This is a genomic window from Pseudomonas citronellolis (genome assembly GCF_900112375.1).
Lineage (GTDB): Bacteria > Pseudomonadota > Gammaproteobacteria > Pseudomonadales > Pseudomonadaceae > Pseudomonas > Pseudomonas citronellolis.
Window position 1 is genome coordinate 128,733 of record NZ_FOLS01000013.1, and the last position, 25,879, is coordinate 154,611.

28 protein-coding genes are annotated in these 25,879 nt (G+C 67.7%); 8 read left to right on the plus strand and 20 right to left on the minus strand.

Annotated elements, in window-relative coordinates; translation table 11 throughout:
* Positions 1-10: 10 nt before the first annotated feature.
* From BM060_RS14390 to BM060_RS14400, 3 genes are read right to left on the minus strand one after another with little or no spacing between them, the layout of a single operon-like run.
* Positions 11-922 carry a 5'-nucleotidase gene (locus tag BM060_RS14390; protein WP_074980683.1) on the minus strand — a complete coding sequence of 304 codons (912 nt, stop codon included), beginning with the start codon at positions 920-922 and terminating at the stop codon, positions 11-13.
* Positions 923-943: 21 nt separating this feature from the next.
* Positions 944-1,897 (minus strand): putative 2-dehydropantoate 2-reductase, encoded by a 954-nt coding sequence (locus tag BM060_RS14395; protein WP_074980684.1) that lies wholly within the window; start codon positions 1,895-1,897, stop codon positions 944-946.
* Positions 1,898-2,287: a YbbN family protein gene (locus BM060_RS14400; protein ID WP_009623296.1), complete on the minus strand. Its 390-nt coding sequence runs from the start codon at positions 2,285-2,287 to the stop codon at positions 1,898-1,900.
* Between BM060_RS14400 and BM060_RS14405 the strand changes: the two genes are divergently transcribed.
* A complete protein-coding gene (locus BM060_RS14405) occupies positions 2,286-2,705 on the plus strand; it encodes a PilZ domain-containing protein (protein ID WP_024128653.1) in 420 nt (139 codons plus the stop codon). The two genes, BM060_RS14400 and BM060_RS14405, sit on opposite strands and share 2 nt — an antisense overlap.
* Positions 2,706-2,871: 166 nt before the next feature.
* Entirely contained in the window at positions 2,872-3,948 is a 1,077-nt protein-coding gene (locus BM060_RS14410; RefSeq protein ID WP_074980685.1) for a 3-deoxy-7-phosphoheptulonate synthase, read from the plus strand.
* 58 nt (positions 3,949-4,006) lie between these two features.
* Here the strand turns inward: BM060_RS14410 and BM060_RS14415 are convergent, their stop codons facing one another.
* Both BM060_RS14415 and BM060_RS14420 read right to left on the minus strand, forming a co-directional pair.
* Entirely contained in the window at positions 4,007-4,291 is a 285-nt protein-coding gene (locus BM060_RS14415; protein ID WP_009623398.1) for a GNAT family N-acetyltransferase, read from the minus strand.
* A 22-nt stretch (positions 4,292-4,313) separates the two neighbouring features.
* Entirely contained in the window at positions 4,314-5,588 is a 1,275-nt protein-coding gene (locus tag BM060_RS14420; RefSeq protein WP_074980686.1) for an aq_1923 C-terminal domain, read from the minus strand.
* A 225-nt stretch (positions 5,589-5,813) separates the two neighbouring features.
* On the opposite strand from BM060_RS14420, the gene BM060_RS14425 reads away from it, so the two are divergent.
* Both BM060_RS14425 and BM060_RS14430 read left to right on the plus strand, forming a co-directional pair.
* A complete protein-coding gene (locus tag BM060_RS14425; protein WP_043272090.1) occupies positions 5,814-6,503 on the plus strand; it encodes a crotonase/enoyl-CoA hydratase family protein in 690 nt (229 codons plus the stop codon).
* Between the two features lie 471 nt (positions 6,504-6,974).
* Entirely contained in the window at positions 6,975-7,163 is a 189-nt protein-coding gene (locus BM060_RS14430) for a hypothetical protein (RefSeq protein WP_074980716.1), read from the plus strand.
* A gap of 69 nt (positions 7,164-7,232) precedes the next feature.
* On the opposite strand, the gene BM060_RS14435 is transcribed toward BM060_RS14430, so the two are convergent.
* Positions 7,233-7,739, minus strand: coding sequence for a macro domain-containing protein (locus BM060_RS14435; RefSeq protein WP_009618837.1), 507 nt, complete (start codon positions 7,737-7,739; stop codon positions 7,233-7,235).
* A gap of 231 nt (positions 7,740-7,970) precedes the next feature.
* On the opposite strand from BM060_RS14435, the gene BM060_RS14440 reads away from it, so the two are divergent.
* Both BM060_RS14440 and BM060_RS14445 read left to right on the plus strand, forming a co-directional pair.
* Positions 7,971-8,192, plus strand: a complete 222-nt coding sequence (locus BM060_RS14440; protein ID WP_074980687.1) for a hypothetical protein — start codon at positions 7,971-7,973, stop codon at positions 8,190-8,192.
* Positions 8,193-8,289: 97 nt separating this feature from the next.
* A complete protein-coding gene (locus BM060_RS14445) occupies positions 8,290-9,261 on the plus strand; it encodes a magnesium and cobalt transport protein CorA (RefSeq protein WP_009618833.1) in 972 nt (323 codons plus the stop codon).
* Between the two features lie 173 nt (positions 9,262-9,434).
* Here the strand turns inward: BM060_RS14445 and BM060_RS14450 are convergent, their stop codons facing one another.
* From BM060_RS14450 to BM060_RS14465, 4 genes are all read right to left on the minus strand, one after another.
* The gene (locus BM060_RS14450; protein WP_074980688.1) at positions 9,435-10,172 is read right to left on the minus strand and encodes an amidotransferase; all 738 of its coding nucleotides are present in this window, start codon (positions 10,170-10,172) and stop codon (positions 9,435-9,437) included.
* A gap of 192 nt (positions 10,173-10,364) precedes the next feature.
* Complete coding sequence (locus BM060_RS14455; RefSeq protein WP_074980689.1) at positions 10,365-10,832, minus strand: cysteine hydrolase family protein; 468 nt, start codon at positions 10,830-10,832, stop codon at positions 10,365-10,367.
* Between the two features lie 440 nt (positions 10,833-11,272).
* Entirely contained in the window at positions 11,273-13,417 is a 2,145-nt protein-coding gene (locus BM060_RS14460; RefSeq protein WP_074980690.1) for a 3-hydroxyacyl-CoA dehydrogenase NAD-binding domain-containing protein, read from the minus strand.
* Positions 13,418-13,559: 142 nt separating this feature from the next.
* Positions 13,560-14,765, minus strand: a complete 1,206-nt coding sequence (locus tag BM060_RS14465; RefSeq protein ID WP_074980691.1) for an acetyl-CoA C-acetyltransferase — start codon at positions 14,763-14,765, stop codon at positions 13,560-13,562.
* Positions 14,766-15,436: 671 nt separating this feature from the next.
* On the opposite strand from BM060_RS14465, the gene BM060_RS14475 reads away from it, so the two are divergent.
* Positions 15,437-16,237, plus strand: coding sequence for a c-type cytochrome (locus BM060_RS14475; protein WP_074980693.1), 801 nt, complete (start codon positions 15,437-15,439; stop codon positions 16,235-16,237).
* Between the two features lie 90 nt (positions 16,238-16,327).
* Here BM060_RS14475 and BM060_RS14480 read toward each other — a convergent pair whose 3' ends face one another.
* The 10 genes from BM060_RS14480 to BM060_RS14525 form a co-directional block, all read right to left on the minus strand.
* Positions 16,328-16,543: a TOBE domain-containing protein gene (locus BM060_RS14480; RefSeq protein WP_009618813.1), complete on the minus strand. Its 216-nt coding sequence runs from the start codon at positions 16,541-16,543 to the stop codon at positions 16,328-16,330.
* Positions 16,544-16,591: 48 nt separating this feature from the next.
* A complete protein-coding gene (gene ssuB / locus BM060_RS14485) occupies positions 16,592-17,401 on the minus strand; it encodes an aliphatic sulfonates ABC transporter ATP-binding protein (protein ID WP_074980694.1) in 810 nt (269 codons plus the stop codon).
* Positions 17,398-18,192, minus strand: coding sequence for an aliphatic sulfonate ABC transporter permease SsuC (gene ssuC / locus BM060_RS14490; RefSeq protein WP_043272099.1), 795 nt, complete (start codon positions 18,190-18,192; stop codon positions 17,398-17,400). Before ssuC ends, ssuB begins: the two co-directional genes overlap by 4 nt.
* A gap of 63 nt (positions 18,193-18,255) precedes the next feature.
* On the minus strand, positions 18,256-19,407 hold the full coding sequence (gene ssuD, locus BM060_RS14495) for an FMNH2-dependent alkanesulfonate monooxygenase (RefSeq protein WP_074980695.1): 1,152 nt from the start codon (positions 19,405-19,407) through the stop codon (positions 18,256-18,258).
* A gap of 172 nt (positions 19,408-19,579) precedes the next feature.
* Positions 19,580-20,557 carry a sulfonate ABC transporter substrate-binding protein gene (locus BM060_RS14500; protein WP_074980696.1) on the minus strand — a complete coding sequence of 326 codons (978 nt, stop codon included), beginning with the start codon at positions 20,555-20,557 and terminating at the stop codon, positions 19,580-19,582.
* A 171-nt stretch (positions 20,558-20,728) separates the two neighbouring features.
* Positions 20,729-21,322 (minus strand): NADPH-dependent FMN reductase, encoded by a 594-nt coding sequence (ssuE, locus tag BM060_RS14505; protein WP_058490181.1) that lies wholly within the window; start codon positions 21,320-21,322, stop codon positions 20,729-20,731.
* A gap of 459 nt (positions 21,323-21,781) precedes the next feature.
* Positions 21,782-22,531 (minus strand): ABC transporter ATP-binding protein, encoded by a 750-nt coding sequence (locus tag BM060_RS14510; RefSeq protein ID WP_061562107.1) that lies wholly within the window; start codon positions 22,529-22,531, stop codon positions 21,782-21,784.
* Positions 22,528-23,355: an ABC transporter permease gene (locus BM060_RS14515; RefSeq protein WP_058491018.1), complete on the minus strand. Its 828-nt coding sequence runs from the start codon at positions 23,353-23,355 to the stop codon at positions 22,528-22,530. The genes BM060_RS14510 and BM060_RS14515 overlap by 4 nt, the downstream gene beginning before the upstream one ends.
* A 9-nt stretch (positions 23,356-23,364) precedes the next feature.
* Positions 23,365-24,372 (minus strand): aliphatic sulfonate ABC transporter substrate-binding protein, encoded by a 1,008-nt coding sequence (locus BM060_RS14520; protein ID WP_135499996.1) that lies wholly within the window; start codon positions 24,370-24,372, stop codon positions 23,365-23,367.
* A 181-nt stretch (positions 24,373-24,553) separates the two neighbouring features.
* Positions 24,554-25,192: a peroxiredoxin gene (locus BM060_RS14525; RefSeq protein WP_074980698.1), complete on the minus strand. Its 639-nt coding sequence runs from the start codon at positions 25,190-25,192 to the stop codon at positions 24,554-24,556.
* A gap of 236 nt (positions 25,193-25,428) precedes the next feature.
* On the opposite strand from BM060_RS14525, the gene BM060_RS14530 reads away from it, so the two are divergent.
* The gene (locus BM060_RS14530) at positions 25,429-25,638 is read left to right on the plus strand and encodes a DUF6316 family protein (RefSeq protein ID WP_009618794.1); all 210 of its coding nucleotides are present in this window, start codon (positions 25,429-25,431) and stop codon (positions 25,636-25,638) included.
* The last annotated feature ends 241 nt before the right edge of the window (positions 25,639-25,879 follow it).

Below are 25,879 nucleotides of genomic sequence, written 5' to 3' on the forward strand. Positions count from 1 at the left end.
CGAGGCCGCGCTAGCTGGCCGTCTGCGGCTCGTTGCTGACGCCGTGGGGCACGTGGCCGGTGGCGACCACCTCCCGGGCCCGCTCGCAATGCCCGGGCTGGTCGTCGAAGAACACGTCGGCGCTGAAGGCCTCGAGGAACGCCGACTTGTCCAGGCCGCCGAGGAACAGCGATTCGTCCAGGCGGATGTCCCATTCGCGCAGGGTGCGGATGACGCGCTCGTGGGCCGGCGCCGAGCGCGCGGTGACCAGCGCCGTGCGGATCGGGCAGGACTCCTGGGGGAAGGCCTGCTGCACGCGGTTCAGCGCCGCCAGGAAGGGCTTGAACGGGCCGCCGCCCAGCGGCTCGCGGGCGGACTCCTGCTCGCGCGTCTGGAAGGCCTCCAGGCCGCCCTGCTGGAACACCCGCTCGGCCTCGTCGGAGAACAGCACGGCGTCGCCGTCGAAGGCGAAACGCAGTTCACCGGCGGTCTCGCGGCGGGCCCCGGCGGAGAGGATGGTGGCCGCGGCGAAGCCGTTCTCCAGGGCGCTGCGCACGTCCTCGACGTGGGTGGAGAGGAACAGGTGGCAGCCGAACGCCGCCAGGTACGGGTATGGGCTGCGCCCGCCGACGAAGGCCGCGCGGGAGATGCCCAGGCCGTGCTGCTGGATGGAGTTGAACACCCGCAGGCCGGTGTCGGCGCTGTTGCGCGAGACCAGCACCACTTCCACCAATTGCCGGCCGAGCATCTCGTTGAGCCCCAGCAGCTTCTGCACCAGGGCGAAGGCGTCGCCGGGCGGCAGCACCTCGTCCTCGTGGGCGATCTGGTACTGCCGGTAGGCCTCCACGCCTTCGGATTCGTAGATGCGGTGACTCTCGTCCAGGTCGAACAGCGCCCGCGAGGAGATCGCCACCACCAGCTTGTCGCCCAGCCCCTTGCCCATTGCCCGTTCCCCCGTGATGGATCAGCGCGCCTGGTTGCGCGCGTCGATGAAGCGTAGCGCCCGTTGCAGCGCCTCGATGCGTGGCATCGCCACCCCGGCGGCGGCCGCCGCGGCCAGGGGCGCATCATAGATCGCCTGCAGCTCCAGCGGCCGGCGCTGGGCGAAGTCGTGGTACATGCTCGGCAGGTAGTCGGGCATGCGTTCGGTCGCGCTCAGCATCGCCGCCGGGTAGCCGGCCGGCAACTCATGGCCGCAGGCGGCGGCGCCGGCCATCACCTCGTCCATGATGGCGGCGATCAGCGCGCGGCTGTCGGCGTTGGCCATCAGCGCCCGGGTGCCGCTGTCGAGCAGCACCGACAGGCCGTTGTAGGGGACGTTCCACACCAGCTTCTGCCAGCGCGCGTGCTCCAGCGCCGGCATCGCCACGGAATCCAGCCCGGCCTTGCGGAACAGCGCTGCGCCCTCCTCGGCAATGGCCTGGCCGGCGGCAGCGGCAGCCGGCCCGCTGTGGTAGCCCAGGTGCACCGCGCCCAGGGCCTGGTGCTCGATCACCCCGGGGGCGGAGCGGTGCACGCAGATGTAGCAGAGCCCGCCGAGCAGGTGCAGCGAGTCTGGCAACAGCGGGCGCAGGCCCTCCTCCACCGCCAGGCCGTTCTGCAGCAGCAGGACCTTGGCGCCCGGCGCCGCGGCGCGGGCGATCAGCGGCGCCAGCTCGGCGTTGCTGGTGGTCTTGGCGCCCACCAGCAGCCAGTCGCACGGCGGCAGGTCGGCGACGTCGTGATAGGCCTGCACCGGCGCCAGGCCCAGCGTGCCGTGCACCTGGCTGTTCAGGCGCAGGCCGTGCTCGGCCACCGCGGCGTATTCGCTGCGCAGCAGGAAATGCACGTCGAAGCCGGCGCGGGCCAGCATCAGGCCGTAGAAACCGCCGATGGCGCCAGTGCCGATCACGCCGATGCGGACGGGGGAAACAGTCATTCAGGGCAACTCCTCGGGAATGCGCAAGGCCGCGGCGCGCAGGGCCTGGGCCAGTGGGCCGGCGCGCAGGGGCGCGTCGAGGCGGCCATGGAAGGCGCCGTCGCGCACCAGGAACAGCGCCGGCAGGTGGAAGACTTCATAACGCTCGACCAGGCCGCCATTGCGCCCGGCATCGACCCAGCACAAGCGCCGCACCGGCAGCCCCATGCCCGGCAACTGCGCGCGGGCCCAGCGGCAGGAAGCGCAGCCCTCGGCGCTGAACACCAGCAGTGAGTCGCCGGGCAATTCGAGCAACCGGTGATCGGCATCCAGGTCGGTGAGTTCCAGCGACGGCACTATACTTTGCCCAATGCCAACGCCAAAAAGATTGCAGTCGGAGCCTTCCGTCATGCGACAGTTCCTGCGTCACCCCTGTGATCTACCGGTGGAGCTGGTGGTCCGCAGGCAGCTCTTCCTGCCGCGCCAGCGCCTGTACAATATCAGCCTCGGCGGGGTGGCCTGCAACGCCCCGCGCGGTTTCCGCCGCGGCACCGCGGTCGAGCTGCGCATCCCGCTGCTGGGCGACGCCGCGCGCTACCCCGGCGTGGTGGCCTGGAGCCGCAAGCTCAGCGACGACTACCTGGTGGGCGTGGCCTTCCTCGACGAAGACACCCTGTTCCGCGCGCGCATGGTCGAGCAGGTCTGCCAGATCGAGCACTTCCGGCGCCAGCGCGAGCGCGAAAGCGGGCAGGCGCAGCCGGTGGAAGACACGGCGCTGGAGTGGATCGCCTGCAACGCCGCCGACTTCCCCCTGTTCTGCGCCATCTGAAACGGCGCCGAACCCCGTCATCCGGGCATTTTCCCGCTGCCTGCCCATTGTCGAGCCGGCGTCCGACGCGTTAAGGTTCGACTTCCCCTTAGCGAGATTCATGCCTGCGCCCCATCGCATGGGGGGTTCCTGGCGGCCGGCACCCGTGACCTGACTGAGTACCACGATGGCTGATTTACAGATCGACGACCTTAACGTTGCCTCCAACGAGACCCTGATCACGCCGGAGCAGCTCAAGCGCGAAATCCCCCTGACCGAAGCCGCCCGGCAGACCGTCGCCCATGGCCGCCAGGTCGTCCGCGACATCCTCGATGGCAAGGACCACCGCCTGTTCGTGGTGATCGGCCCCTGCTCCATCCACGACGTCAAGGCCGCCCACGAATACGCCGAGCGCCTCAAGGTCCTGGCCGCCGAAGTCGCCGACAGCCTGTTCCTGGTAATGCGCGTGTACTTCGAGAAACCGCGCACCACCGTGGGCTGGAAAGGCCTGATCAACGACCCCTACCTGGACGACTCCTTCAAGATCCAGGACGGCCTGCACATCGGCCGCCAGCTGCTGCGCGACCTCGCCGAGATGGGCCTGCCCACCGCCACCGAGGCGCTCGACCCGATCTCCCCGCAGTACCTGCAGGACCTGATCAGCTGGTCGGCCATCGGCGCGCGCACCACCGAATCCCAGACCCACCGCGAGATGGCCTCCGGCCTGTCCTCCGCGGTCGGCTTCAAGAACGGCACCGACGGCAGCCTGACCGTGGCGATCAACGCCCTGCAGTCGGTCTCCAGCCCGCACCGTTTCCTCGGCATCAACCAGGAAGGCGGCGTCTCCATCGTCACCACCAAGGGCAACCGCTACGGCCACGTGGTGCTGCGCGGCGGCAACGGCAAGCCGAACTACGACTCGGTGAGCGTGGCCCTGTGCGAGCAGGAGCTGAACAAGGCCAAGGTGCCGCCGAACGTCATGGTCGACTGCAGCCACGCCAACTCCAACAAGGACCCGGCGCTGCAGCCGCTGGTGATGGACAACGTCGCCAACCAGATCGTCGAAGGCAACAACTCCATCGTCGGCCTGATGGTGGAAAGCCACCTGGGCTGGGGCAACCAGCCGATCCCGAAGGACCTCTGCCAGCTGCAGTACGGCGTCTCCGTCACCGACGCCTGCATCGACTGGGAAACCACCGAGAAGGCCGTGCGCAGCATGCACGCCAAGCTCAAGGACGTGCTGCCCAAGCGCCAGCGCGGCTGAATCGGACACAACGAAAAACGCCGGGCAATGCCCGGCGTTTTCATTGGGTGCTGGCGGCTCAGGCCATGCGGTCGGCGTGGCGCGGATGGCGCTCCAGGTAGCGCTCGACGTAGGAGCAGGAGGGAATCACGCTGTAGCCCTTGCGCTCGGCGTACTGCAGCGCGTGCTCGGTGAGCGCCGCGGCGATGCCGCGGCCGCGCAGGCTGTCGGGCACGAAGGTGCGGTAGATGTCCAGCGTCTGCTTGCCCAGATCCATGTAGGCCAGGTAGGCACGATGACCGTCCACCGTCGTGACGAACTGGTGGCTGGACTCATCATGATGGATGGACAACGACTCACTCACTTGCACTCTCCTCTTGCGCGTCTCACAACTCGACGCGCACCTGATTGATCTTGTTCAGGCGGAGGTTCATCTCGGCCGAGCCCGTCCCCATGAGGACCGTGATATAGACTCGTCCGTTCTCCACCTTGTGCAGTACACCCTGATAATAGGCACCATCGAAGGTGATGAACTGCAGGCGCTTGCCGGTGTACTGGGCAAGGCTGTCGATACTGACGAAGCCATATTGCTGCGTTCTCTTCTCCGACTCAACCGTTTCTTCGGCCGAAATCTTCTGCGTGGCCGAATCGGCGGTGACCTTGTGCTTCAGCGGGTCGACCCAGGCGAAGCCGATCGGGTTCACCGCCTGCTGGTTCACCAGCACCACCGGGCGCAGCATGCCGACCACGTCCTTGGCCTCGAAGAACTGCAGCCCGCTCCAGGTCATGCCCTCGCTGGGGTTGAGTTCCAGGCGCAGCGACTGCGGGTCGGCCAGGTAGCGGGCGTAGGCGTCAAGCAGCGGCTGGTCCAGCGCCACGCGCTGGCTGCGCATGGCCTTGTCGAACTGCGCCAGGGCCTGCTTGAGGTACTCCTCGCGCTTGACGCCCAGGCGCGCGGCGCAGAATTCCTGGACCTTGCGCTGGTACTGGTTGTCGTCCAGCTCGACGGTCACCTGGGACACCCGCGGCGGGTTCACGCGCATGTCGCCGGGGCGTTCGGAGACGTTGCTCAGGGACATGCCGACGCGGGTGTCGAGCATGCCGCGAGCGTCCGAGCGCAGGTTGAAGGTCAGCTTCTGCGCGCCGGGTTCGAACAGGTACGAGAACTCGATATCCGATTCCAGGGTGCGGTAGCCCATCTGCAGCAGCTCGTCGGAGCCGATGTTGCGGATGTTGCCGCAGGCCACCTCGCTCATGGCGGTGAACACGCTGCTCTCCGCCGGCTGCTGGTACAGCGCCTGCATGAACGGGCCGTGCACCTGCAGCTCGACGCCGGTGAGTTCCATGGCCATCTGCTTGGGCAGCTTGCCCTCGGCCAGGCGCTCCTTGAAGCTCAGCAGCTCGCGCAGGCCGTTGAACCTGAGCTGGGCATGGGCCACCTTCAGGCTGTCGCGGGCGGCCGGCACACGGATCTCCACGTTCTTCAGGCCGACGCGGCCGTCGAAGGAAGAGGAAATCCCGCCGTAGGTGATCTCCACCATCGGCGACAGGCGCGCCACGGCGTCGTCGACGATGCTGCGCACGGACAGCCACAGCGACACCTTGATGATGAGCGCGACGGCCACGATGCCGAGCAGGCCCCACTTGAGCAGTTTCGACATTCGGAAGGACTTCCCTGTAAGCGGATTGATACGGACGGCGGTGCTGGCAGCTTAACAGCACGGCCTGCGCGCCTCCACGTACACCCCGCGAAATTCACCGGCTCGCCCATCGGAGAGTGAAGTCTGTCGCAAAACCGCGGTGACCGGCCGGTCGGACACAGCGCTTTACGGTCGCCGTGGTCGCCAGTATGTTCTGCGCCACGCCCCTTTTCCGGATGTCCTGCCATGAGTGAACTGATCAGCTATCAACTCGACGACGGCGTCGCCACCCTGACCCTCGCCAACGGCAAGGTGAATGCCATCTCCCCCGCCGTGATCGAGGCCTTCAACCAGGCTCTGGACCGTGCCGAGCAGGACCGCGCGGTGGTGATCCTCACCGGCCAGCCGGGCATCCTTTCCGGCGGCTACGACCTCAAGGTGATGACCTCCGGCCCGGAGAACGCCGTGGCCCTGGTGGCCGCCGGTTCGACCCTGGCCCGGCGCATGCTGGCCCACCCCTACCCGATAATCGTCGCCTGCCCCGGCCACGCGGTGGCCAAGGGCGCCTTCCTGCTGCTCTCGGCGGACTACCGCATCGGCGTCGACGGCCCCTTCCAGATCGGCCTGAACGAAGTGGCCATCGGCATGACCATGCACCACGTGGGCATCGAGCTGGCCCGCGACCGCCTGCGCAAGTCGGCCTTCAACCGTTCGGTGATCAACGCCGAGATGTTCGCCCCGCAAGAAGCCATGGCCGCCGGCTTCCTCGACAAGGTGGTGAGCGCCGAGGAACTGCTGGACACCGCCCGCGCCGCCGCACAACAGCTGAAGAAGCTGAACATGACTGCGCACCGCAACACCAAGCTGAAGGTGCGCCGGCAACTGCTGGAAACCCTGGACCAGGCCATCGAGAAGGACAAGCAGCACCTGGCCTGAGGTGCTCCTACGCCGCCCCACCCGCGCCCTGCGTGCGATATCGCGGGCAGGGCCCGCTCCTACAATTCGCCGTTAGGCATGGCGTTTCCCCGTAGGAGCGGACCTTGTCCGCGATAGCCGGACATATCGGCGCGATTCGCGGATGAGATCCGCTCCTACCATACGGGCGGGCACGGCTTCTCGTAGGAGCGAGCTTGCTCGCGAATGTGGCCCCGCTGCGGACTCTGTTCGCGAGCAAGCTCGCTCCTACGAAGAGCCCCTCGGCACAGCCGGTAAGACCCTGCCCCACACCATTCCCTGTAGGAGCGCGCCCTGCGCGCGATTTCGCGGGCAGGGCCCGCTCCTACGGGGGCTCCTCGAATAGTTACGAAAAAGGCAAAACTGATTAAGCCCGTTCAGTCTTTTTCAAAAATTATTGCGCGTTAACCTATTGATGAACCCACAGGAAAAGCAACCAACGAGGTGTTCATCATGAAACTCCAACTGATCGCCACTGCCCTCCTCGCCAGCGCCACCCTGCTCGGTGCCCAGGCCGGCTTCGCCGAAGAATCGCCGCTGATGCAGAACCGCATGGTCAACCTGAACCAGGCCGCGCTGCAGCACCAGGCCGAGCGGACCGCCAGCCAGCAGCACGACGCTACCCCCGCCCACCAGGGCTGACCGGCGCTCGCCGGCACTCCGACGGCCACGCGCCCCGGCTCCGGGACGCGCCAGGCCGCCGGCCACGCCTCAGCCGAGCTTCTCGTCGGCGGCGACTCCCTTGCGATAGACCGCATAGACCACTACGGGGATGTCCAGATGGCCGAGATACCTGTCCAGCAACGGTCGCACGTCCTTCCAGTCCAGCCCGCCGACACCGGTGGCCAGGCACGGCAGTGCCAGGCTGCGAACGCCCTCCCCCTCGACGTACTTCGCCAACTCCCGCAGGCAGTGCCCGACGTTCTCCAGGCTGGCCTTGGCCGGCTTGGCGCTGCGCCCGCTGCCCTGCATGTCCTGGGTCAGCAGGTTGACGATGCCGCGGGTCGAACCGTCGGCGTCCACCCCCGACCAGGCCCAGATGGAGCCCGGCGCGGGCGCCGAGGCATGGGCCGCATGACGGTAGTCGCGGACCAGCGACGGCCAGCGCTCGCGCAGGGCCAGGGCCAGGCCGCTGTCGAACGGGTCCTGGGGCGCGATGCCATGGGCGATGACCTGGGCCTTGCTCAGCAGAATGTCGCCTTCAACTTCTCGAATCATGGATCTTTCCTTGCTCGGTGGAGTACCTCGGAAGCCTTGCCTTGCGCTCCCGTCTATTTCCACGTTACGCCTGGCCGCACCACGGACCTTGACCCGCATCAAGGCCGCATCCCCCTCGCGGCAGGCGGCAAAACATCAATTCCACCGATAGTTGAAAGCAACGAACTTCGTTATCCCATCGACGAGACTGCTGGGAAACTGGCCCCACTCCCACTTCCGGCAGCCACCGCCATGCACCGCTCCACCGCCCGCACCCTGCGCAACGGCGCCCTCGCCAGCATCGGCCTGTATAGCATCGTGGTCCTGGTGGCGCTGGCCCTGAGCGGCGGCTTCCAACTCACCCGCAACATCCAGCCGGACGCCGTGGACAAGAGCGCGCTGTTCCAGCGTTTCAACGAAGTGCTGCCCAACGCCCTGGCGGTGCTGCAGCAGAGCCTGCGCCCGCACTCCTGAACCCGCGCTGGCGGCCTGCGCCAGCTTGCCCATACTTTGCAGATCGCCGCCGGCGCCCGCCGGCACCGCCCGCCTCCGCCTGCCGGGAGAACGCGCCATGGGTCGAGTCGTCGCATCCGCCGTCTACTGCAAGGGCAAGAAGGTCGCGGATATCCCGCTGGAAGCGGGCTATCGCTGGGCCTGCCAGCCCGACCACTTCGTCTGGACCGGCCTGCAGGAACCCACGCCGGAAGAGCTGATGAACCTGCAGAAGCAGTTCAACCTGCACGAGCTGGCGATCGCCGACGCCCTGGAGAAGCACAGCCGGCCGAAGCTGGAGACCTTCGGCGACGCGCTGTTCATGGTGATCTACTCGCCGGTGCGCGCGGACAGCCGGCTGATGTTCGTGGAAACCCACCTGTTCGCCGGCATCGGCTACATCATCAGCGCCCGCCACGGCTTCTCGCAGTCGTACTCGCAGGTGCGCCAGCGCTGCGAGGCGCGCCCGCTGCTGCTGGCCCACGGCACCGACTTCGTGCTCTACGCCCTGCTCGACTTCGTGGTCGGCAACTACGAGCCGGTGGTGGAGGAGATCCGCGGCGAGATCGAGGTGCTGGAACAGCGCGCCCTGCGCACCTCGCTGAGCCAGGAGGAGATCGAGCGCATCTACGGCCTGCGCCGCGAGGTGCTCAAGCTGCGCCACTACGCGGCGCCCATGGTGGAGATCTGCCAGGAGTTGCAGCGCCTGGACTTCCCCTTCATCGACAAGCAGATGCGCCCCTACTTCCGCGACGTGGCCATCCACGTCAACCGCCTGCTGGAAGACCTCAACTCGCTGCGCGACATCGCCAGCCAGACCATCGAGGTCGGCCTGTTGCTGGAATCCTCGCGGCAGAGCGTGGTGCAGCGCAAGTTCGCCGCCTGGGCGGCGATCCTCGGCTTGCCCACCGCAGTGGCCGGCATCTACGGGATGAACTTCGAGTACATCCCGGAGCTGCACTGGCACTACGGCTACTTCCTGGTGATGGGCCTGCTGGTGATCGGCTGCATCGGGCTGTACGTCAGCTTCAAGCAGGCGGATTGGCTCTAACGCCCGCGCCGGCTGCTCTTCGTAGGATCGAGGGGGACGCCTAGTTCTTGCTCGCGAACAAACCCCGCTGCGGAACCTGTTCGCGAGCAAGCTCGCTCCTACGAAAGGCGGTTTGCCTCGGCGCGTGAACGAAAACGCCGCTCCGGGGAGCGGCGTTGGTGGGCGCGGCGGGCTCAGGCGGCGTTCTGCTCGTCCTTTTTCCGGCCCAGCTGGACGAAGCGCATCATCCATTCCGCCACGGTGGCGCCCTGGTGCTCGCGGTCGAGGCTGTCGATGCCCTTCCGGTAGACCGGCTCGCTGAAGATCTCGCGGCGCAGGTCGAGGATCGCCTGGGAGTAGTCGGCGACGAACTCCGGGTGGCCCTGGAAGCACAGCACCTGGTCGCCGATGGCGTAGGCGGCGTTCGGGCAGAAGTCGCTGCTGGCGATGCGCCGGGCGCCCTCGGGCAACTGGGTGACCTGGTCCTGGTGGCTGACCAGCAGGGTCAGGTCGTCCAGTTGCGGCTGCATCCACTGCGGCTGCTCTTCGATGCGGTAGTCATGGATGCCCACGCCCCAGCCCTGGTCGGCGCGCTCGGTCTTGCCGCCCAGCAGCAGGGCCAGCAGCTGGTGGCCGAAGCACACGCCCAGCAGCTTGTCGCCACGCTCGTAGCGGCTCAGCAGGTAGTCCTTGAGCTTACGGATCCAGGGTTCGTCGCCGAAGGAGTCGTACTTGCTGCCGGTCACCAGGTAGGCGTCGTAGTGCTCGCTGTCGGGCGGGTAATGGCCCTCCACCACGTTGTACACCTTGAACTCGGCGGGCACCGGTTGCTTGGCGAACAGCTGCTGGAACATCCAGCCGTAGCCGGTGTACTGGTCGATCAGCTCGGGACGCAGGATATCGGTTTCCAGAATGCAGATTTGCAGCGACATGTAGTGGTGGGTTCCTGATGTTAAGCGGGCACGAACGCGCGTTTTCTTAACAAACTGCACGCCCCGTGAAAACTACACACTGTTTTTTCACGATACAAGATGGCAAAGCCATTCCTTGCATCGGAATTTCAGGGGAAATACCCGAAAAACCGCCGCGCATCAATGCCGGCGCAAACGATGGCGACCGGCTGCTCAGCCATCCCGCGCCATCCCCAGCGCCTGCGCGGTCTCCAGCACCCAGGCGTACTCGCCCTGCAGGTTGCCCAGGGCCATGGCGTGGACCTCCTCGGCGCTGCGCAGGGTGCCGTGGTAGTCGCGCTGTTCGAAGGCGAAGCAGGCATCGGCCACCACGAAGGTGCGAAAGCCCAGGTTGCCGGCGCTGCGCGCGGTGCTTTCCACCGAGTTGTTGGTGCTGACGCCGGCGATCACCAGGGTGTCGATGCCGCGCACCCGCAGCCAGCGTTCCAGGCCGCTGTTGGCGAAGGCGTCGGGGACGTTCTTCTCCAGCACCTGCTCGTGCTCCAGCGGCGCCCCGGCCGCGCGCCAGGCGGCCAGGAGTTCGGCGATGCGGGCTTCGGCGTGGGGGTTGTTGCGGGGGACCGGGGTGGTGGCCATGCCTTTTTGCATGTCGATGATGATCAGGGCGGGGGTGTTGGGCATGGTGGGTCCGGGGGTGATGGGTTTCGCTGCGCTCAACGCCATCCTACGGGGGTCGTGGGGAAGAAAAAACCGGTGGTGGGGGCGGTTTTCGGGGGAGTCGCATTCCTGCTTTGGCTTTTGCTTTTCGTAGGAGCGAGCTTGCTCGCGAATGGTGCTCGCCGGCGGCCATGGTGTTTCCGGTTGCTCCGTCCCCTCTCCCCAGCCCTCTCCCTGAAGGGAGAGGGGGCTTGTCCGTGCAGAGAGAAGGAATGGCCTCAACCTGAAACCGCCGGCGTGTCCGGCTAACTCAAGAGCACCTGCACACACCGAACGGTCCCCTCTCCCTTCAGGGAGAGGGTTAGGGAGAGGGAGCGGAGTCCCCCCCAGAACACCGCTGCCACAGGTAACTCCCGTTCGCGAGCAAGAACTAGGCGTCCCCCTCGCTCCTACACCAACCCCATTCAGAAGATCTCGTTGCGCAACGCCTTGTCCAGCAACAACGCCGGCGGCTCGAAGCGTTCTCCGTACTGCTCGGCCAGGTACTGCGCGCGGGCGATGAAGTCCTGCAGGCCGTACTGGTTGATGAACTGCAGCGCGCCGCCGCTCCAGGCAGCGAAGCCGATGCCGAAGATCGAGCCGATGTTGGCGTCGGCGGTCGACAGCAGCACGCCCTCCTCCACGCAGCGCACCGTCTCGATGGCCTGGACGAAGAGGATGCGGTCGCGCACGTCCTCGGCCGGGATCATGCCGTCGGGCTTCTCGAAGCGCTGCTTCAGCTCCGGCCACAGGTGCTTCCTGCCGTTGGCGGGGTAGTCGTAGAAGCCGCCGCCGGCCGCCTTGCCCGGGCGCTTGTACTCGTTGAGCATCAGGTCGACCACGGCGAAGGCCGGGTGCTGCGGCAGGGCCTTGCCTTCGGCTTCCAGATCCTTGCGGGTCTGCTCGCGGATGTGGCTCATCAGGCTCAGCGAGACCTCGTCGCTGATCGCCAGCGGGCCCACCGGCATGCCGGCCTGGCGCGCCTGGTTCTCGATCATCGCCGCCGACACGCCCTCGCCGAGCATGGCCAGGCCTTCGTTGGTGAAGGTGCCGAACACCCGCGAGGTGAAGAAGCCGCGGCTGTCGTTGACCACGATCGGCGTCTTCTTGATCTGCAGGACGTAGTCGAAGGCGCGGGCCAGGGTGGCGTCGTCGGTCTTCTCGCCGCGGATGATCTCCACCAGAGGCATCTTGTCCACCGGGCTGAAGAAGTGCAGGCCGATGAACTTCTGCGGTTGCGCCACGGCCTGGGCCAGGCCGGTGATCGGCAGGGTCGAGGTGTTGGAGGCGATCACCGCATCAGGCAGCGCGGCGGCCTCGGCGGCGGCGGTGACCTTGCCCTTGAGCGCGCGGTCCTCGAACACCGCCTCGATGATCAGGTCGCAGCCCTCGAAGTCGGCTTCGCTGGCGCTCGGCTTGATGCGGGCGAGGAAGGCATCACGCTTCTCGGCGGTCATCTGGCCCTTGCCGACCTTCTTCTCCAGCAGCGCGGCCGAGTAGGCCTTGCCCTTCTCCGCCGCTTCGATGGAGACGTCCTTGAGCACCACCTCGATGCCGGCGGCGGCCGAGACGTAGGCGATGCCCGCGCCCATCATGCCGGCGCCGAGCACGCCGACCTTCTTCGTCTGCTGCTGCGGGTAGCCCTGCGGGCGCGACTTGCCGGCGTTGATCTCGTTCAACTGGAACCAGAAGGTGCCGATCATGTTCTTCGCCACCTGGCCGGTGGTCAGCTCGGTGAAGTAGCGCGCCTCGATCAGTTGCGCGGTGTCGAAGTCCACCTGGGCGCCTTCGACGGCGGCGCACATGATCTTCTCCGGCGCCGGGAAGCAACCCTTGGTCTTGTCACGCAGCACCGAGGGGGCGATGGCCAGCATCTGCGCCACGTTCGGACTGGACGGGGTGCCGCCGGGGATCTTGTAGCCCGCCGTGTCCCACGGCTGCTTGGCGTTGGGGTTGGCGGCGATCCATTCGCGGGCCTTGGCCAGCATGTCTTCGCGGCTGGAGGCCAGCTGGTGGATCAGCCCAGCCTTGAGCGCTTGTTCCGGGCGCACCTTCTTGCCTTCGGCGAGGTACGGCAGGGCCTTCTCCAGGCCCAGCAGGCGCACCATGCGCACTACCCCGCCGCCGCCGGGCAGCAGGCCCAGGGTGACTTCCGGCAGGCCCAGCTGCACGTGGCTTTCGTCCAGGGCGATGCGGTGATGGCAGGCCAGGCAGATTTCCCAGCCGCCGCCCAGGGCCGCGCCGTTGATGGCGGCCACCACCGGCTTGCCGAGTGTCTCCAGGCGGCGCAGCTGGCCCTTGAGCACCAGGATGCCGGCGTAGAAGGCCGGGGCGTCGGCCTTGGTGACCTTGATCAGTTCGTTGAGGTCGCCGCCGGCGAAGAAGGTCTTCTTGGCGGAAGTCAGGATGACGCCGGCGATGGAATCCTTCTCGGCTTCCAGGCGGGCGACAGTGGCGGCCATGGCCTCGCGGTAGGCGCCGTTCATGGTGTTGGCGCTCTGGCCGGGCATGTCCATGGTCAGGACGACGATGTTGTCCTGGCCCTTTTCGTAGCGGATGGCTTCGGTCATTTCTTCAATCCTTTTCGACGGCTGGCGCAGGGACGCCGGTTTCTGGTTCCCCGCGTTCGCGGGGATGACGATGGGGAGCACCGAGCTTCACCCGTCATTCCCGCGCACGCGGGAACCCAGTCGACGCAACCCCTGCCCCGGCTCAGATTCGTTCGATGATGGTGGCGATGCCCATGCCGCCGCCCACGCAGAGGGTGGCCAGGCCGTAGCGCAGGTTGCGCCGCTCCAGTTCGTCGAGCAGGGTGCCGAGGATCATGCAGCCGGTGGCGCCCAGGGGGTGGCCCATGGCGATGGAGCCGCCGTTGACGTTGACCTTGCTCTCCGGCACGCCCATGTCCTTCATGAACTTCATCACCACCGAGGCGAAGGCCTCGTTGACCTCGAACAGGTCGATCTCGTCGACGCGCAGGCCGGCCTTGGCCAGGGCCTTGCGGGTGGCCGGCGCGGGGCCGGTGAGCATGATGGTCGGGTCGGTGCTGGTGACCGCCGTGGCGACGATGCGCGCGCGGGCCTTCAGGCCCAGCTCGCGGCCCTTGGCCTCGGAGCCGATGAGCATGGCGGCGGCGCCGTCGACGATGCCCGAGCTGTTGCCCGGGGTGTGCACGTGCTCGATGCGCTCGACGTAGCTGTACTTGCGCAGGGCGGTGGCGTCGAAGCCCATCTGCCCCATCATCTCGAAGCTCGGCTTGAGCGCGCCGAGGCCTTCCAGGGTGGAATCGGCGCGGATGAATTCGTCGTGGTCGAGGATGACGATGCCGTTCTGGTCGGTGACCGGCACCAGGGACTTGCCGAACAGCCCCTCGGCGCGGGCCTTGGCGGCCTTCTGCTGGGAGCGCAGGGCGAAGGCGTCGACGTCGGCGCGGCTGAAGCCTTCCAGGGTGGCGATCAGGTCGGCGCCGATGCCCTGGGGCACGAAGCTGGTGTGCAGGTTGGTTTGCGGGTCCAGCGCCCAGGCGCCGCCGTCCGAGCCCATGGGCACCCGCGACATGGATTCCACGCCGCCCACCAGCACCAGGTCCTCGAAGCCCGAGCGCACCTTCATCGCGCCCAGGTTGACCGCCTCCAGGCCCGAGGCGCAGAAGCGGTTGATCTGCACGCCCGCCACCTGCTCGTCCCAGTCGGCGACCAGCGCGGCGGTCTTGGCGATGTCGGCGCCCTGGTCGCCCACCGGCGTCACGCAGCCCAGGACGATGTCGTCGACCTGCGCGGTGTCCAGCTGGTTGCGCCGCTGCACTTCGCGCAGCAGGCCGGCCATCAGGTCGACCGGCTTGACGCTGTACAGCGCGCCGTCCTTCTTGCCCTTGCCGCGGGGCGTGCGCACCGCGTCGTAAATCAATGCTTCGGTCATGGCGTTCTCTCTTGGGAGTGCTCTCTTGGCGTGGAGGTCACGCAGGCAGCGTGTCGGCCTACCTTAACCGCGCGGTGGCGGCCGGCAATGACCGGATCGCTCAGGCGGATTGACCCCCGCGCTCAGCCCGGGCGACCGGCGGTCGCCTGGCGCACCGCTCTGGGCCGCGCGCCGACGGGCGGTCGGATGGGCGGTCGAGCCGCAGGCCAGAGCCGTCACCGCCTTGTCATATAGATGGAATATGCCTGGAACCATAGGATTTGCTGCCAGATCGTCTAAGCCCGCGCCAGCCGGGGCTTAGACTGAAATTTCGCAGTACCTATGGGACGTCGCTGCCGGGTCTTGCCGGAGCGGCCGGTATGCCAAGCCAAGGCCACAGCCACCCGGCGCCGGGTCGTACGAGCGCGCGGGAGCGGGCCAACAACAAGAAAGGCGGGAACATCATGATGGATCAACAACCGAAGAAATGGCGGCAGGCCAGCCTGATCGTCTTCGTTACCGCAGTGGTGCTCATCATCCCCAACCTCAGTCGCCTGGTCGGCTAGCCAACCGTCCGCCTGCCGCTGCGAAGCCGGCGTCGCCCGAGTGGCCGCGCCCTCGCAGCGCAGGTGGCAGTGCCGTTCGTCGGCATCCTCTGCTATGTTTGCGCAGCCCATCGCTGGAGCCCGCCCATGCGCTTCATCCTGTCGCTGCTGATCCTGCTCTGCCCCACCGTATTCGCCGCCGAACTGACCCTGGAGCTGCCCGCCGGCACGCGCACGCTGAGCAGCGCCGAGCTGCTGGGCAACGCCCAGGCGCGCAACATCGAGATCAAGGACGACGTGGCCTACAAGCGCACCATGCACTACCGCGCGGTGCCGCTGGCGGCGCTGCTGGAGGGCGTGGACGGCCGCGCCCACGTGCAGGCCGTGGCGCTGGACGGCTTCGCCGCCGAGCTGCCCGCCGCGCCGCTGCTGCAGAAGGAGGGCGCGCGGGCCTGGCTGGCCATCGAGGACGAAGAGAAGCCCTGGCCGCCGCTGGGCCAGGACAAGCCTTCGGCCGGGCCCTTCTACCTGGTCTGGACCGACCCGCAGGCCTCGGCCATCGGCCCGGAGCAATGGCCCTTCCAGGTCAGCAGCCTGCGCGTGCTGGATTCGGTGGAAATCCGCTTCCCGGCCCTGGTCCCGGCCAAGGACGCCAGCCCCGACGTGCAGGCCGGCTTCGCCCTGTTCCAGAAGCACTGCCTGGCCTGCCACCGCCTGAACGGCGCCGGCGACGCCCAGTTCGGCCCGGACCTGAACCAGCCCTACAGCCCCACCGAGTACTTCGCCAGGGACTTCCTCCACGCCTACATCCGCGACCCGCAGAGCCTGCGCCGCTGGCCCCAGGCGAAGATGCCCGGCTTCGCCCCGGAAACCCTCGACGACACCGAGCTGGACCAGCTGATCGACTACCTCGCGCACATGGCGGCGCGGCGCCAGGCGCTGATGTAGAGCGCGCCGGCAAAGAAAAAGGCGGACGCTCCACAGGGGCGTCCGCCTTTTTTTCGCACCCAGGGCAGCGCAAACGCCGCCCTCCCCGCCTCACAGCTTGGCGATGGACACCTCGGTGGATTTCACGAAGGCGATCACTTCGCTGCCCACGGCCAGTTCCAGCTCCTTCACGGAGCGGGTGGTGATCACCGAGGTGACGATGCCGGCGGCGGTCTGCACGTCGATTTCCGAGAGCACCGGGCCTTCGAGGATTTCCTTCACGGTGCCCTTGAACTGGTTGCGGACGTTGATGGCTTTGATGGTCATGGCGTTTCTCCTATGGGGAATGTCGGTAGTGCACGGATGAACGGTGGATCAGAGCGCCCAGCGCAGTTGCGTGGGCAGTGGGGATACGGGTTCCGGCTCGGGCGGCAGCGGCGGCAACGCCAGCACGCGGTCGAGCACCTCGGCCTCCAGCGCGGCCAGGCGCGCCGAGCCGCGGGAGCGCGGGCGGGCCAGGTCGACGTTCAGGTCCAGGCCGATCTCGCCTTCCTCGATGAGGATCACCCGGTCGGCGACGGCCACCGCCTCGCTGACGTCGTGGGTGACCAGCAGCACGGTGAAGCCGTGGCGCTGCCAGAGGTTCTCGATCAGCCGCTGCATCTCGATGCGGGTCAGCGCATCCAGCGCGCCCAGCGGCTCGTCCAGCAGCAGCAGGCGCGGCCGGTGGATCAGCGCGCGGGCCAGGGCCACGCGCTGCTTCTGGCCGCCGGACAGGCTGGCCGGCCATTCCCGGGCGCGGTCGGCCAGGCCCACCGCTTCCAGGGCTTCCAGGGCCTCCTTGCGCCAGTCGCCGGACAGACCCAGGCCGACGTTGTCGATCACCCGCTTCCACGGCAGCAGGCGGGCGTCCTGGAACATCAGGCGGGTGCCTTCGCGGGCCTCTTCCAGGGGCGCGGAGCCGGCCAGCAACTCACCTTCGCTGGGGGCGTCGAGGCCGGCCAGCAGGCGCAGCAGGGTGCTCTTGCCGCAGCCGCTGCGGCCGACGATGGCGACGAACTGGCCGGCGGGGATGCGCAGGTCGATGCCCTTGAGCACCTCGCGCTCGCCGAAGCGCTTGACCACGCCGCTCAGCGCCAGCGGGATGCCCTGCTTGAGGTTCTGCGGAGTGCTGAGGGCGTTCATGCCGCACCTCCCTTGGCCTGGTAGGCCGGGTGCCAGCGCAGCCAGACGCGCTCCAGGCCGCGGGCGGCGAGGTCGGCCAGCTTGCCGAGAACGGCGTACAGCAGGATCGCCAGGACCACCACGTCGGTCTGCAGGAACTCCCGGGCGTTCATCGCCAGGTAGCCGATGCCGGAGCTGGCGGAGATGGTCTCGGCGACGATCAGCGTCAGCCACATGAAGCCCAGGGCGAAGCGCACGCCCACCAGGATCGACGGCAGCGCGCCGGGCAGGATCACCTGGCGGAACAGGGCGAAGCCGGACAGGCCGTAGCTGCGAGCCATTTCCAGCAGCCCCGGATCGATGTTGCGGATGCCGTGGTAGGTGTTCAGGTAGATGGGGAACAGGGTGCCGAGGGCGACCAGGAAGATCTTCGCCGACTCGTCGATGCCGAACCACAGGATCACCAGCGGGATCAGCGCCAGGTGCGGCACGTTGCGGATCATCTGCACCGAACTGTCGAGGAAGCGCTCGCCCCACTTCGACAGGCCGGTGACCAGGCCCAGGGCCAGGCCGATGGAGCCGCCGATGACGAAGCCGATGGCGGCGCGCCAGGTGCTGATCGCCAGGTGTTGCCAGAGCTCGCCGCTCTTCACCAGCTGGTAGCCGGCCTCGACCACCGCGCTGGGCGCCGGCAGGATGCGGCTGGAGAGGAAACCGCCCTCTACCGCCACCTGCCAGACCAGCACCAGGGCCACCGGCAGGGCCCAGGGCGCCAGGCGCTGGGCCACTTGGTTGAGAGTATTTGTCTTCATGTCTTGTGCTTCTCCGGGTTGCTCGCGGGGTTCGCGAGCAAGCTCGCTCCTACAAAGTCGACTTCAGCTCTGCGCGGCCTGCTGCTTGGGCAGGATGTCGTTGGCCACCATCTCGCCGAAGGGGCTGACGTAGCCGCGGGCTTCGGGCTGCTGCGGGCGGGCGAGGTCCAGGTGCGGGAACAGCAGTTCGGCGACGCGGTAGGACTCTTCCAGGTGCGGGTAGCCGGAGAAAATGAAGGTGTCGATGCCCAGCTCGGCGTATTCCTTCACCCGCGCGGCCACGGTCGGGCCGTCGCCGACCAGCGCGGTGCCGGCGCCGCCGCGCACCAGGCCGACGCCGGCCCAGAGGTTGGGCGAGACTTCCAGGTTGTCCTTGCTGCCGCCGTGCAGGGCGGCCATGCGCTGCTGGCCCACCGAGTCGAAGCGGGCGAGCGAGGCCTGGGCACGGTCGATGGTGTCCTGATCGAGGTGGCTGATCAGGCGGTCGGCGGCCTTCCAGGCTTCCTCGTTGGTTTCCCGCACGATCACGTGCAGGCGGATGCCGAAGCGCACGCTGCGGCCCTGCTTCGCAGCCTTCTCGCGGACCTGGGCGATCTTCTCGGCCACCGCGGCCGGCGGCTCGCCCCAGGTCAGGTACAGCTCGACCTGCTCGGCGGCGAGGTCCTGGGCGGCTTCCGAGGAGCCGCCGAAGTACAGCGGCGGACGCGGCTGCTGGATCGGCGGGTAGAGCAGCTTGGCGCCCTGCACCTGGATGTGCTTGCCGGGGTAGTCCACGGTCTCGCCTTCCAGCACGCGGCGCCAGATGCGGGTGAATTCGACGGAGGCCTCGTAGCGCTCTTCATGGCTCAGGTGCAGGCCGTCGCCGGCCAGCTCGTCCGGGTCGCCGCCGGTGACCAGGTTGAACAGCGCGCGGCCGTTCGACAGACGGTCCAGGGTCGCTGCCTGGCGCGCGGCCACGGTCGGCGAGATGATCCCCGGGCGCAGCGCCACCAGGAACTTCAGGCGCTGGGTCACCGGGATCAGCGAGGCGGCGACCAGCCAGGAGTCCTCGCAGGAGCGCCCGGTGGGGATCAGCACGCCGCCGAAGCCGAGGCGGTCAGCGGCCTGGGCCACCTGCTGCAGGTAGCCGTGGTCGACCGCGCGGGCGCCCTCGGCGGTGCCAAGGTAATGGCCGTCGCCGTGGGTGGGAAGGAACCAGAAGATGTTGAGGCTCATCGCTATAACTCCAGATTGAGCGCGCCGGCGTGGCGTAGCCGCGCGATGATGGGATTCGTGTATGGGGTGATGCTCTTCGTAGGAGCGAGCTTGCTCGCGAACAAATCTCCCGGCCGCTCTGAAGCTGGGCGGGTTCGCGAGCAAGCTCGCTCCTACATCGTGATCGTGCTCGTCAGTTGCTGGCAGCCACCTTGGCCTTGCTGTCCGCCGGCGGCGTCCAGACCACGTCCTTGATGCTCAGCGCCTTGGGAATCAGCTTCAGCTGGGTGAAGGCGTCGGCGATCTTCTGCTGCTTGGCCACCACCTCGGGGGTGATGAACTGCGCGCCGTAGCCCTGGCGCTTGACCGCGGTGAGGGTGATGTCGGCGGGCAGGCCGAGCAGCGGGGCGACCTGTTCGGTGACCTGCTCGGGGTTCTTCTGCGACCACTCGCCCACCGAGCGCACTTCTTCCACCAGGGTGGTCAGCACCTGCGGGTGCTCCTTGGCGTAGGTGCGGGTGGCCAGGTAGAACTGGTGGTTGTCGGCCAGGCCGCGGGCATCGACCAGGGTGCGGGCGTGCAGCTGCTTCTCGGCGGCGGCCTGGTACGGGTCCCAGATCACCCAGGCGTCGACGGCGCCGCGCTCGAAGGCGGCGCGGGCGTCGGCCGGCGGCAGGTACACCGGCTGGATGTCGCTGTACTTCAGGCCGTTCTCCTCCAGGGCGCGCACCAGCAGGTAATGCACATTGGAGCCCTTGTTCAGGGCGACCTTCCTGCCTTTGAGCTCGGCGACGGATTTGATCGGCGAGTCCTTCGGCAGCAGGATGGCCTCGCTGGTGGGCGCCGGCGGCTCGTTGGCCACGTAGACCAGGTCGGCGCCGGCGGCCTGGGCGAACACCGGCGGCGTCTCGCCGGTGACGCCGAAGTCGATGCTGCCGACGTTCAGCCCTTCCAGCAGCTGCGGGCCGCCGGGGAATTCCGTCCACTGTACCTTGATGCCCTGCTCGGCCAGGCGCTTCTCCAGCGTGCCGCGGGCCTTGAGCAGCACCAGGGTGCCGTACTTCTGGTAGCCGATACGCAGGGTACCGGGTTGTTCTTCGGCTTGGGCGCCGTGGGCCAGGGCCGCGATCAGCAGGGCCGCCAGTCCACCACGCAAAGTGAGGTTGCGCATTGCATGCTCCTTTGTCGTTGTGTGCTCGCCGGACCTGCGCTCCCGTTGGCGGAATGCTGAGGACCTGGTGCTTTTGTCATCCAACGCTCGCACCACCTGCCCATTCGGGGCTCGGCAGCGCTCCACGCTTTTTTCTTGCAGCTTGTCGCTTGCAGCCTGCAGCCGCTTCTTTCAAATACTCCAGCGCGCCTTGAGCAGGCGCTCGCTGAGCAGGTTCGGGTCGATCGGCCGGGGCCGCCGCGCCAGGGCGCCGTGGAACTGTTCCAGGGACTCCAGCAGGCGCCGCTCCAGGGCCGGCTCCAGCTGCGCCGGCGCATCGGCCGTGGCATAGGCGATCTGCGAATCCTCGGCGAATACCCCGTGCAGCATCTCCTGGGCCTTCAGCGCCGCCAGAACCGGCTTGAGCGCGTAGTCCACGGCGAGCATGTGGGCGTTGCTGCCGCCGGTGGCCAGGGGCAGCACCACCTTGTGGCTCAGGGCGCGCTCGGGCAGCAGGTCCAGCAGCACCTTGAGGGCGCCGGCGATGGAGGCCTTGTACACCGGGGTGGCGATCACCAGGCCGTCGGCCCGCGCCACCTGCTCCAGCAGCTCCAGCACCTGGGGGCTGTCGAAGCGGGCATGCAGCAGGTCCTCGGCGGCGAAGTCACGCACCTGGTAGGCGCGCACCTCCACCCCACGCTCATGCAGCCACCGGCGGGCAACGTCCAGCAGGACCGCGGAACGGGAGCGCTGGCTCGGACTGCCGGCGAGGGTCACCACATACATTGCACGCTTCCTTATAACTGAAAGAGCCGACTTGAAGCCGGCTCGCTAACCAACGTGCATAGACCTTAACAGGGGTTTTGATATTCCAATAAATGTTATTTATTCATTTGCTTATAACTTAAATAGAGACTGTAGGAGCGAGCTTGCTCGCGAACGGGAGTTACTTGTGGCAGCGGTGTTCTGGGGGGACTCCGCTCCCTCTCCCTAACCCTCTCCCTGAAGGGAGAGGGGACCGTTGGGCAGGGCTTGATGTTATGGCGTTAGCCGGCAGGCACGGTGGTTTCCGGCTGGAACCCTACCTATTCTCGGCACGGACAAGCCCCCTCTCCCTTCAGGGCGGGGCGCGCAGCCGAGGGCTGGGGAGAGGGCGCTCTTGAACCCAGCACCTACGCCACCAGCAAACGCCAATTCGCGAGCAAGAACTAGGCGCCCCCCTCGCGCCTACGAACAGCGCGGCATCTAGATAACGTGAGAATGCTGCAACTCCGTCAACGCCTCTCCCCGCAGATACGCCAGCTCCACCGCGCGGCGGTCGCGCGGGCGTGGCAGGGGCACCGGGAACTCGCGGCGCAGGCGGCTCGGGGCGCCGCCCAGGAGCAGCACGCGGTCGCCCAGGTAGAAGGCCTCGTCGAGGTCGTGGGTGACCAGCAGGATGCTGATGTCGTATTCCAGGGCCAGTTGCTGGATCAGGTCCTGCAGGCGCAGGCGGGTGAAGGCGTCCACCGCGCTGAAGGGCTCGTCCAGCAGCAGCACCTGCGGCCGGCCGTAGAGCCCGCGGGCGATGGCCGCGCGCTGGGCCATGCCGCCGGAGAGCTGCTTGGGCAGCAGGCCGCCCTTGCCTTCCAGGCCGACGTCGCGCAGCAGCCGGGCGATGCGCTGGTCGTCGGCGAGCCAGCCGTCGGCGAAACCGACGTTCTGCGCCACCGTCAGCCAGGGCAGCAGGCGCGGCTCCTGGAACACCACGCCGATGCCGCCGCCGCGGCCGCTCTCGCCGTCCGGGCCGAAGCCCAGCAACGGGTTGCGCTGCAGTTGCCCGGCGAAGTCGGCGTCCAGGCCGGCGGCGATGCGCAGCAGGGTGCTCTTGCCGCAGCCGCTGGGGCCCAGCAGGCTGACCACCTCCCCCGGCGCCAGCGCCAGGCTGACGTCGTCGAGCACGCGCAGGCCGTCGAAGCTCTTGCGGATGTTGTTGAGTTCCAGCAGCGCGCTCATGCCTTGCCCTCCAGGCCTTCGAAGCTGTCTCGCCAGGCCAGGGCGCGGCGTTCCACGGCCTTGAGCAGGCCGTCGCTGAGCTTGCCGAGCACGGCCAGGACCAGGATGGCGGCGATGACGATGTCCGGCCGCGAGGTTTCGCGGCCGTCGCTGAGCAGGTAGCCCAGGCCACGGGTGGCGGCGATCAGCTCGGCGGCGACGAGGAACATCCAGCTCAGGCTGAGGGCGCCGCGCAACCCGGTGAACAGGCTCGGCAGCGCCGCCGGCAGGAGGATGCGCCGCGCCAGGGTGAAGGTCGACAGGTGGTACAACCGGCCCAGCTCCACCCACTTGCGGTCCACCCCGCGCACGCCGGCGACCAGCGCCAGGTACACCGGGAAGAAGGCGCCGAGGGCGATGAGCACCACCTTGGGCGTCTCGTCGATGCCCAGCCAGAGCAGCAGCAAGGGCACCCAGGCCAGGCTGGGGATTGCCCGCAGGGCCTGGAAGCTCGGCTCCAGGTAGGCCTCGGCGCGCTGGCTGAGGCCGACCCAGGTGCCGATCAGCAGGGCGGCGAAGGAGCCGATGGCGAAGCCGCTGGCCACCCGCGCCAGGCTGGCGCCGATGTGCTGCCACAGCTCGCCATGGGCCAGTTGCCAGAGGGTGAGCGCGACGCTGCTGGGCGCCGGCATCTGGTTCTCCGCCAGCCAGCCGGCGCGCACCGCGAGTTCCAGCGCGGCGCACAGCAGCAGCGGCAGTACCCAGGCCCGCCAGCGCAGCGGGCGCGGCCGCAGCGACAGGGCCAGGCGGCGGCTACGGCCCAGGTCGAGGGGCTGGCTCGGCACGCCCATGGTTCACTCCGCCCTGGCCAGGGGCTGCTTGCCGATGACCTCGCCGGCCAGTTGCGGGGCGATCAACTGGTCCACCACCTTGGCCACGTCGGTGCCGGGGCGCACCAGTTGCTCGTCCACCAGGATGGGCGCGGCGGCCTTGAGCGCGGCGACCTGCTCGGCGCCGGGCAGCGGCTGGCTGAAGTCGGTGCGCGAGAGCTGCAGCCTGGCCACTTCCAGCGGCAGCTTGGCCTCTTCGGCCAGCAGCCTGGCGGTCTCCTCCGGATGCTCGATGGCCCAGTGGCGGGCCCGCTCGTAGGCGCCGATGACCTGCTTGATCAGTTGCGGCTGCTCGTTGGCGAAACGCTCGGTGACGCTGAGCACGCCGTAGCTGTTGAAACTCACGTTGCGGTACAGCAGCCGTGAGCCGGCCTGCAGCTCGCTGGCCGCCATGTGCGGGTCGAGCCCGGCCCAGGCGTCCACCTGTCCGCGCTCCAGCGCGGTGCGGCCATCGGGGTGCTGCAGGTGGACGATCTCCACGTCGCCCTTGCCCAGGCCGACGCTCTGCAGGCTGCGCAACAGGAACAGGTAGGGGTCGGTGCCCTTGGTGGCGGCCACCTTGTGGCCCTTGAGGTCGGCCAGGGATTTCAGCGGCGAGTCCTTGGGCACCACCAGCGCGGTCCATTCCGGGCGCGAGGCGATGTAGACGGTCTTCAGCGGGCTGCCGTTGGCGCGGCTGAGCACCGCGGCCAGCCCCGCGGTGGAGGCGAAGTCGGTGCTGCCGGCGTTGAGGTATTCCAGCGAGCGGTTGCTGCCCTGGCTGAACACCCAGCGCACCTCGGTGCCCTGGGGTTTTAGCGCCTGTTCCAGCCAGCCGAAGTGCCTGAGCACCAGGCTGGTGGGCGCGTAGTAGGCGTAGTCCAGGCGGACTTCCTTTGGCGTTTGTACGGAAGCGGTGGCAGTGAAGGCGCCGAACGGCAGACACGCCAGGAGAGCGGCGGTCAGGCTGCGGCGCCAGGTGGACGGACCCATGGTCGATCTCCTTGGCGGCGTGGCTGACGTCTTCTCCCCGTGTGGCGGGCAAGTCAGAGCGGGAAAACAAAGCGCGGCGCGAGGCCGGGCGGGAACGGAAAAAAAGGCGGCCGGCGAACCGGCCGAATACCCTACTCGTGGTTTGGAACAGGTGCGGCTGCGCGGGGCTGCCGCGGGAAAATCAGCGGTTGGGCTGCGGGGTCAGGCGCAGGTACGGCTTGACCGCGCGGTAGCCTTTGGGGAAACGCCGGCGAATCTCATCCTCGTCTTTCAGCGAGGGCACGATGACCACCTCGTCGCCGTCCTGCCAGTTGCCGGGCGTGGCGACCTTGTGGTTGTCGGTCAGTTGCAGCGAGTCCACCACCCGCAGGATCTCGTTGAAGTTGCGCCCGGTGCTGGCCGGGTAGGTGATGGTCAGGCGCACCTTCTTGTGCGGGTCGATGACGAACAGCGAACGCACGGTCAGGGTGTCGTTAGCGTTCGGGTGGATCAGGTCGTACAGCTCGGAGACCTTGCGGTCGGCGTCGGCGATGATCGGGAAGTTGACCACGGTGTTCTGGGTTTCGTTGATGTCGTCGATCCACTTCACGTGGGACTCCACCGGGTCCACCGACAGCGCGATCACCTTGACGCCGCGCTGGGCGAAGTCGTCCTTGAGCCTGGCGGTCAGGCCCAGTTCGGTGGTGCACACCGGGGTGAAGTCCGCCGGGTGGGAGAAGAGAATGCCCCAGCTGTCGCCGAGCCATTCGTGGAAACGGATGCGGCCTTCGCTGGATTCCTGTTCGAAGTCGGGGGCGATGTCGCCGAGACGCAGACTCATGGGTTGGGCTCCTGGTTCGTGTGGGGTTCACTATGCACAAGGCCGGAGTGCATTAAAAAGAATATATTTTGATTTTCTTATAACCAAAAAGACATGCAGCCGCCTGGCCTCGCGCCACTGGCCATTGAGCATAGCCGCCAAGGCCCCCGCCGCCGTCCATTCGTCGCCTGCGCCCCGCCGCCGCCCGGCCTGACTACACTGAAATCATTAACCCGCAAGGTGTGGGAGGTGTCTTCATGTTCGGTAAACGAGTGACTGACGGCGAGCCGGGCACCCACTATCGGAGCGACCGGATCAGCGCGGTCAATGGCCAGTATTTCTTCTCAACCCGCGAAGGCACGCTGGAAGGGCCGTTCTTCACCCGCTTCGATGCGGAGCGCGAGGTGATGCAGTACATCAGCCGGATGCAGCAGGCCGCCGGGCTGTATGCGCGGGTGGCGCAGTAGGTGTCGTTCGGGTCATGAACCCCGGCCAGGTGCCGGGGTTTTTCTTTGGGGGTCTTCCGGGGGCAGGTTCTTTTCGTAGGAGCGAGCTTGCTCGCGAACAGAGTTTCCCGGGTGTATTGGTGCATCGACTGACCTCCCTTCCCTCTCCCCAACCCTCTCCCTGAAGGGAGAGGGGGCTTGTCCGTGCCGAGAGAAGATTTGGCGTCAGCCGGAAACTTCGCGGTAGCCGGCTAACGCCGCA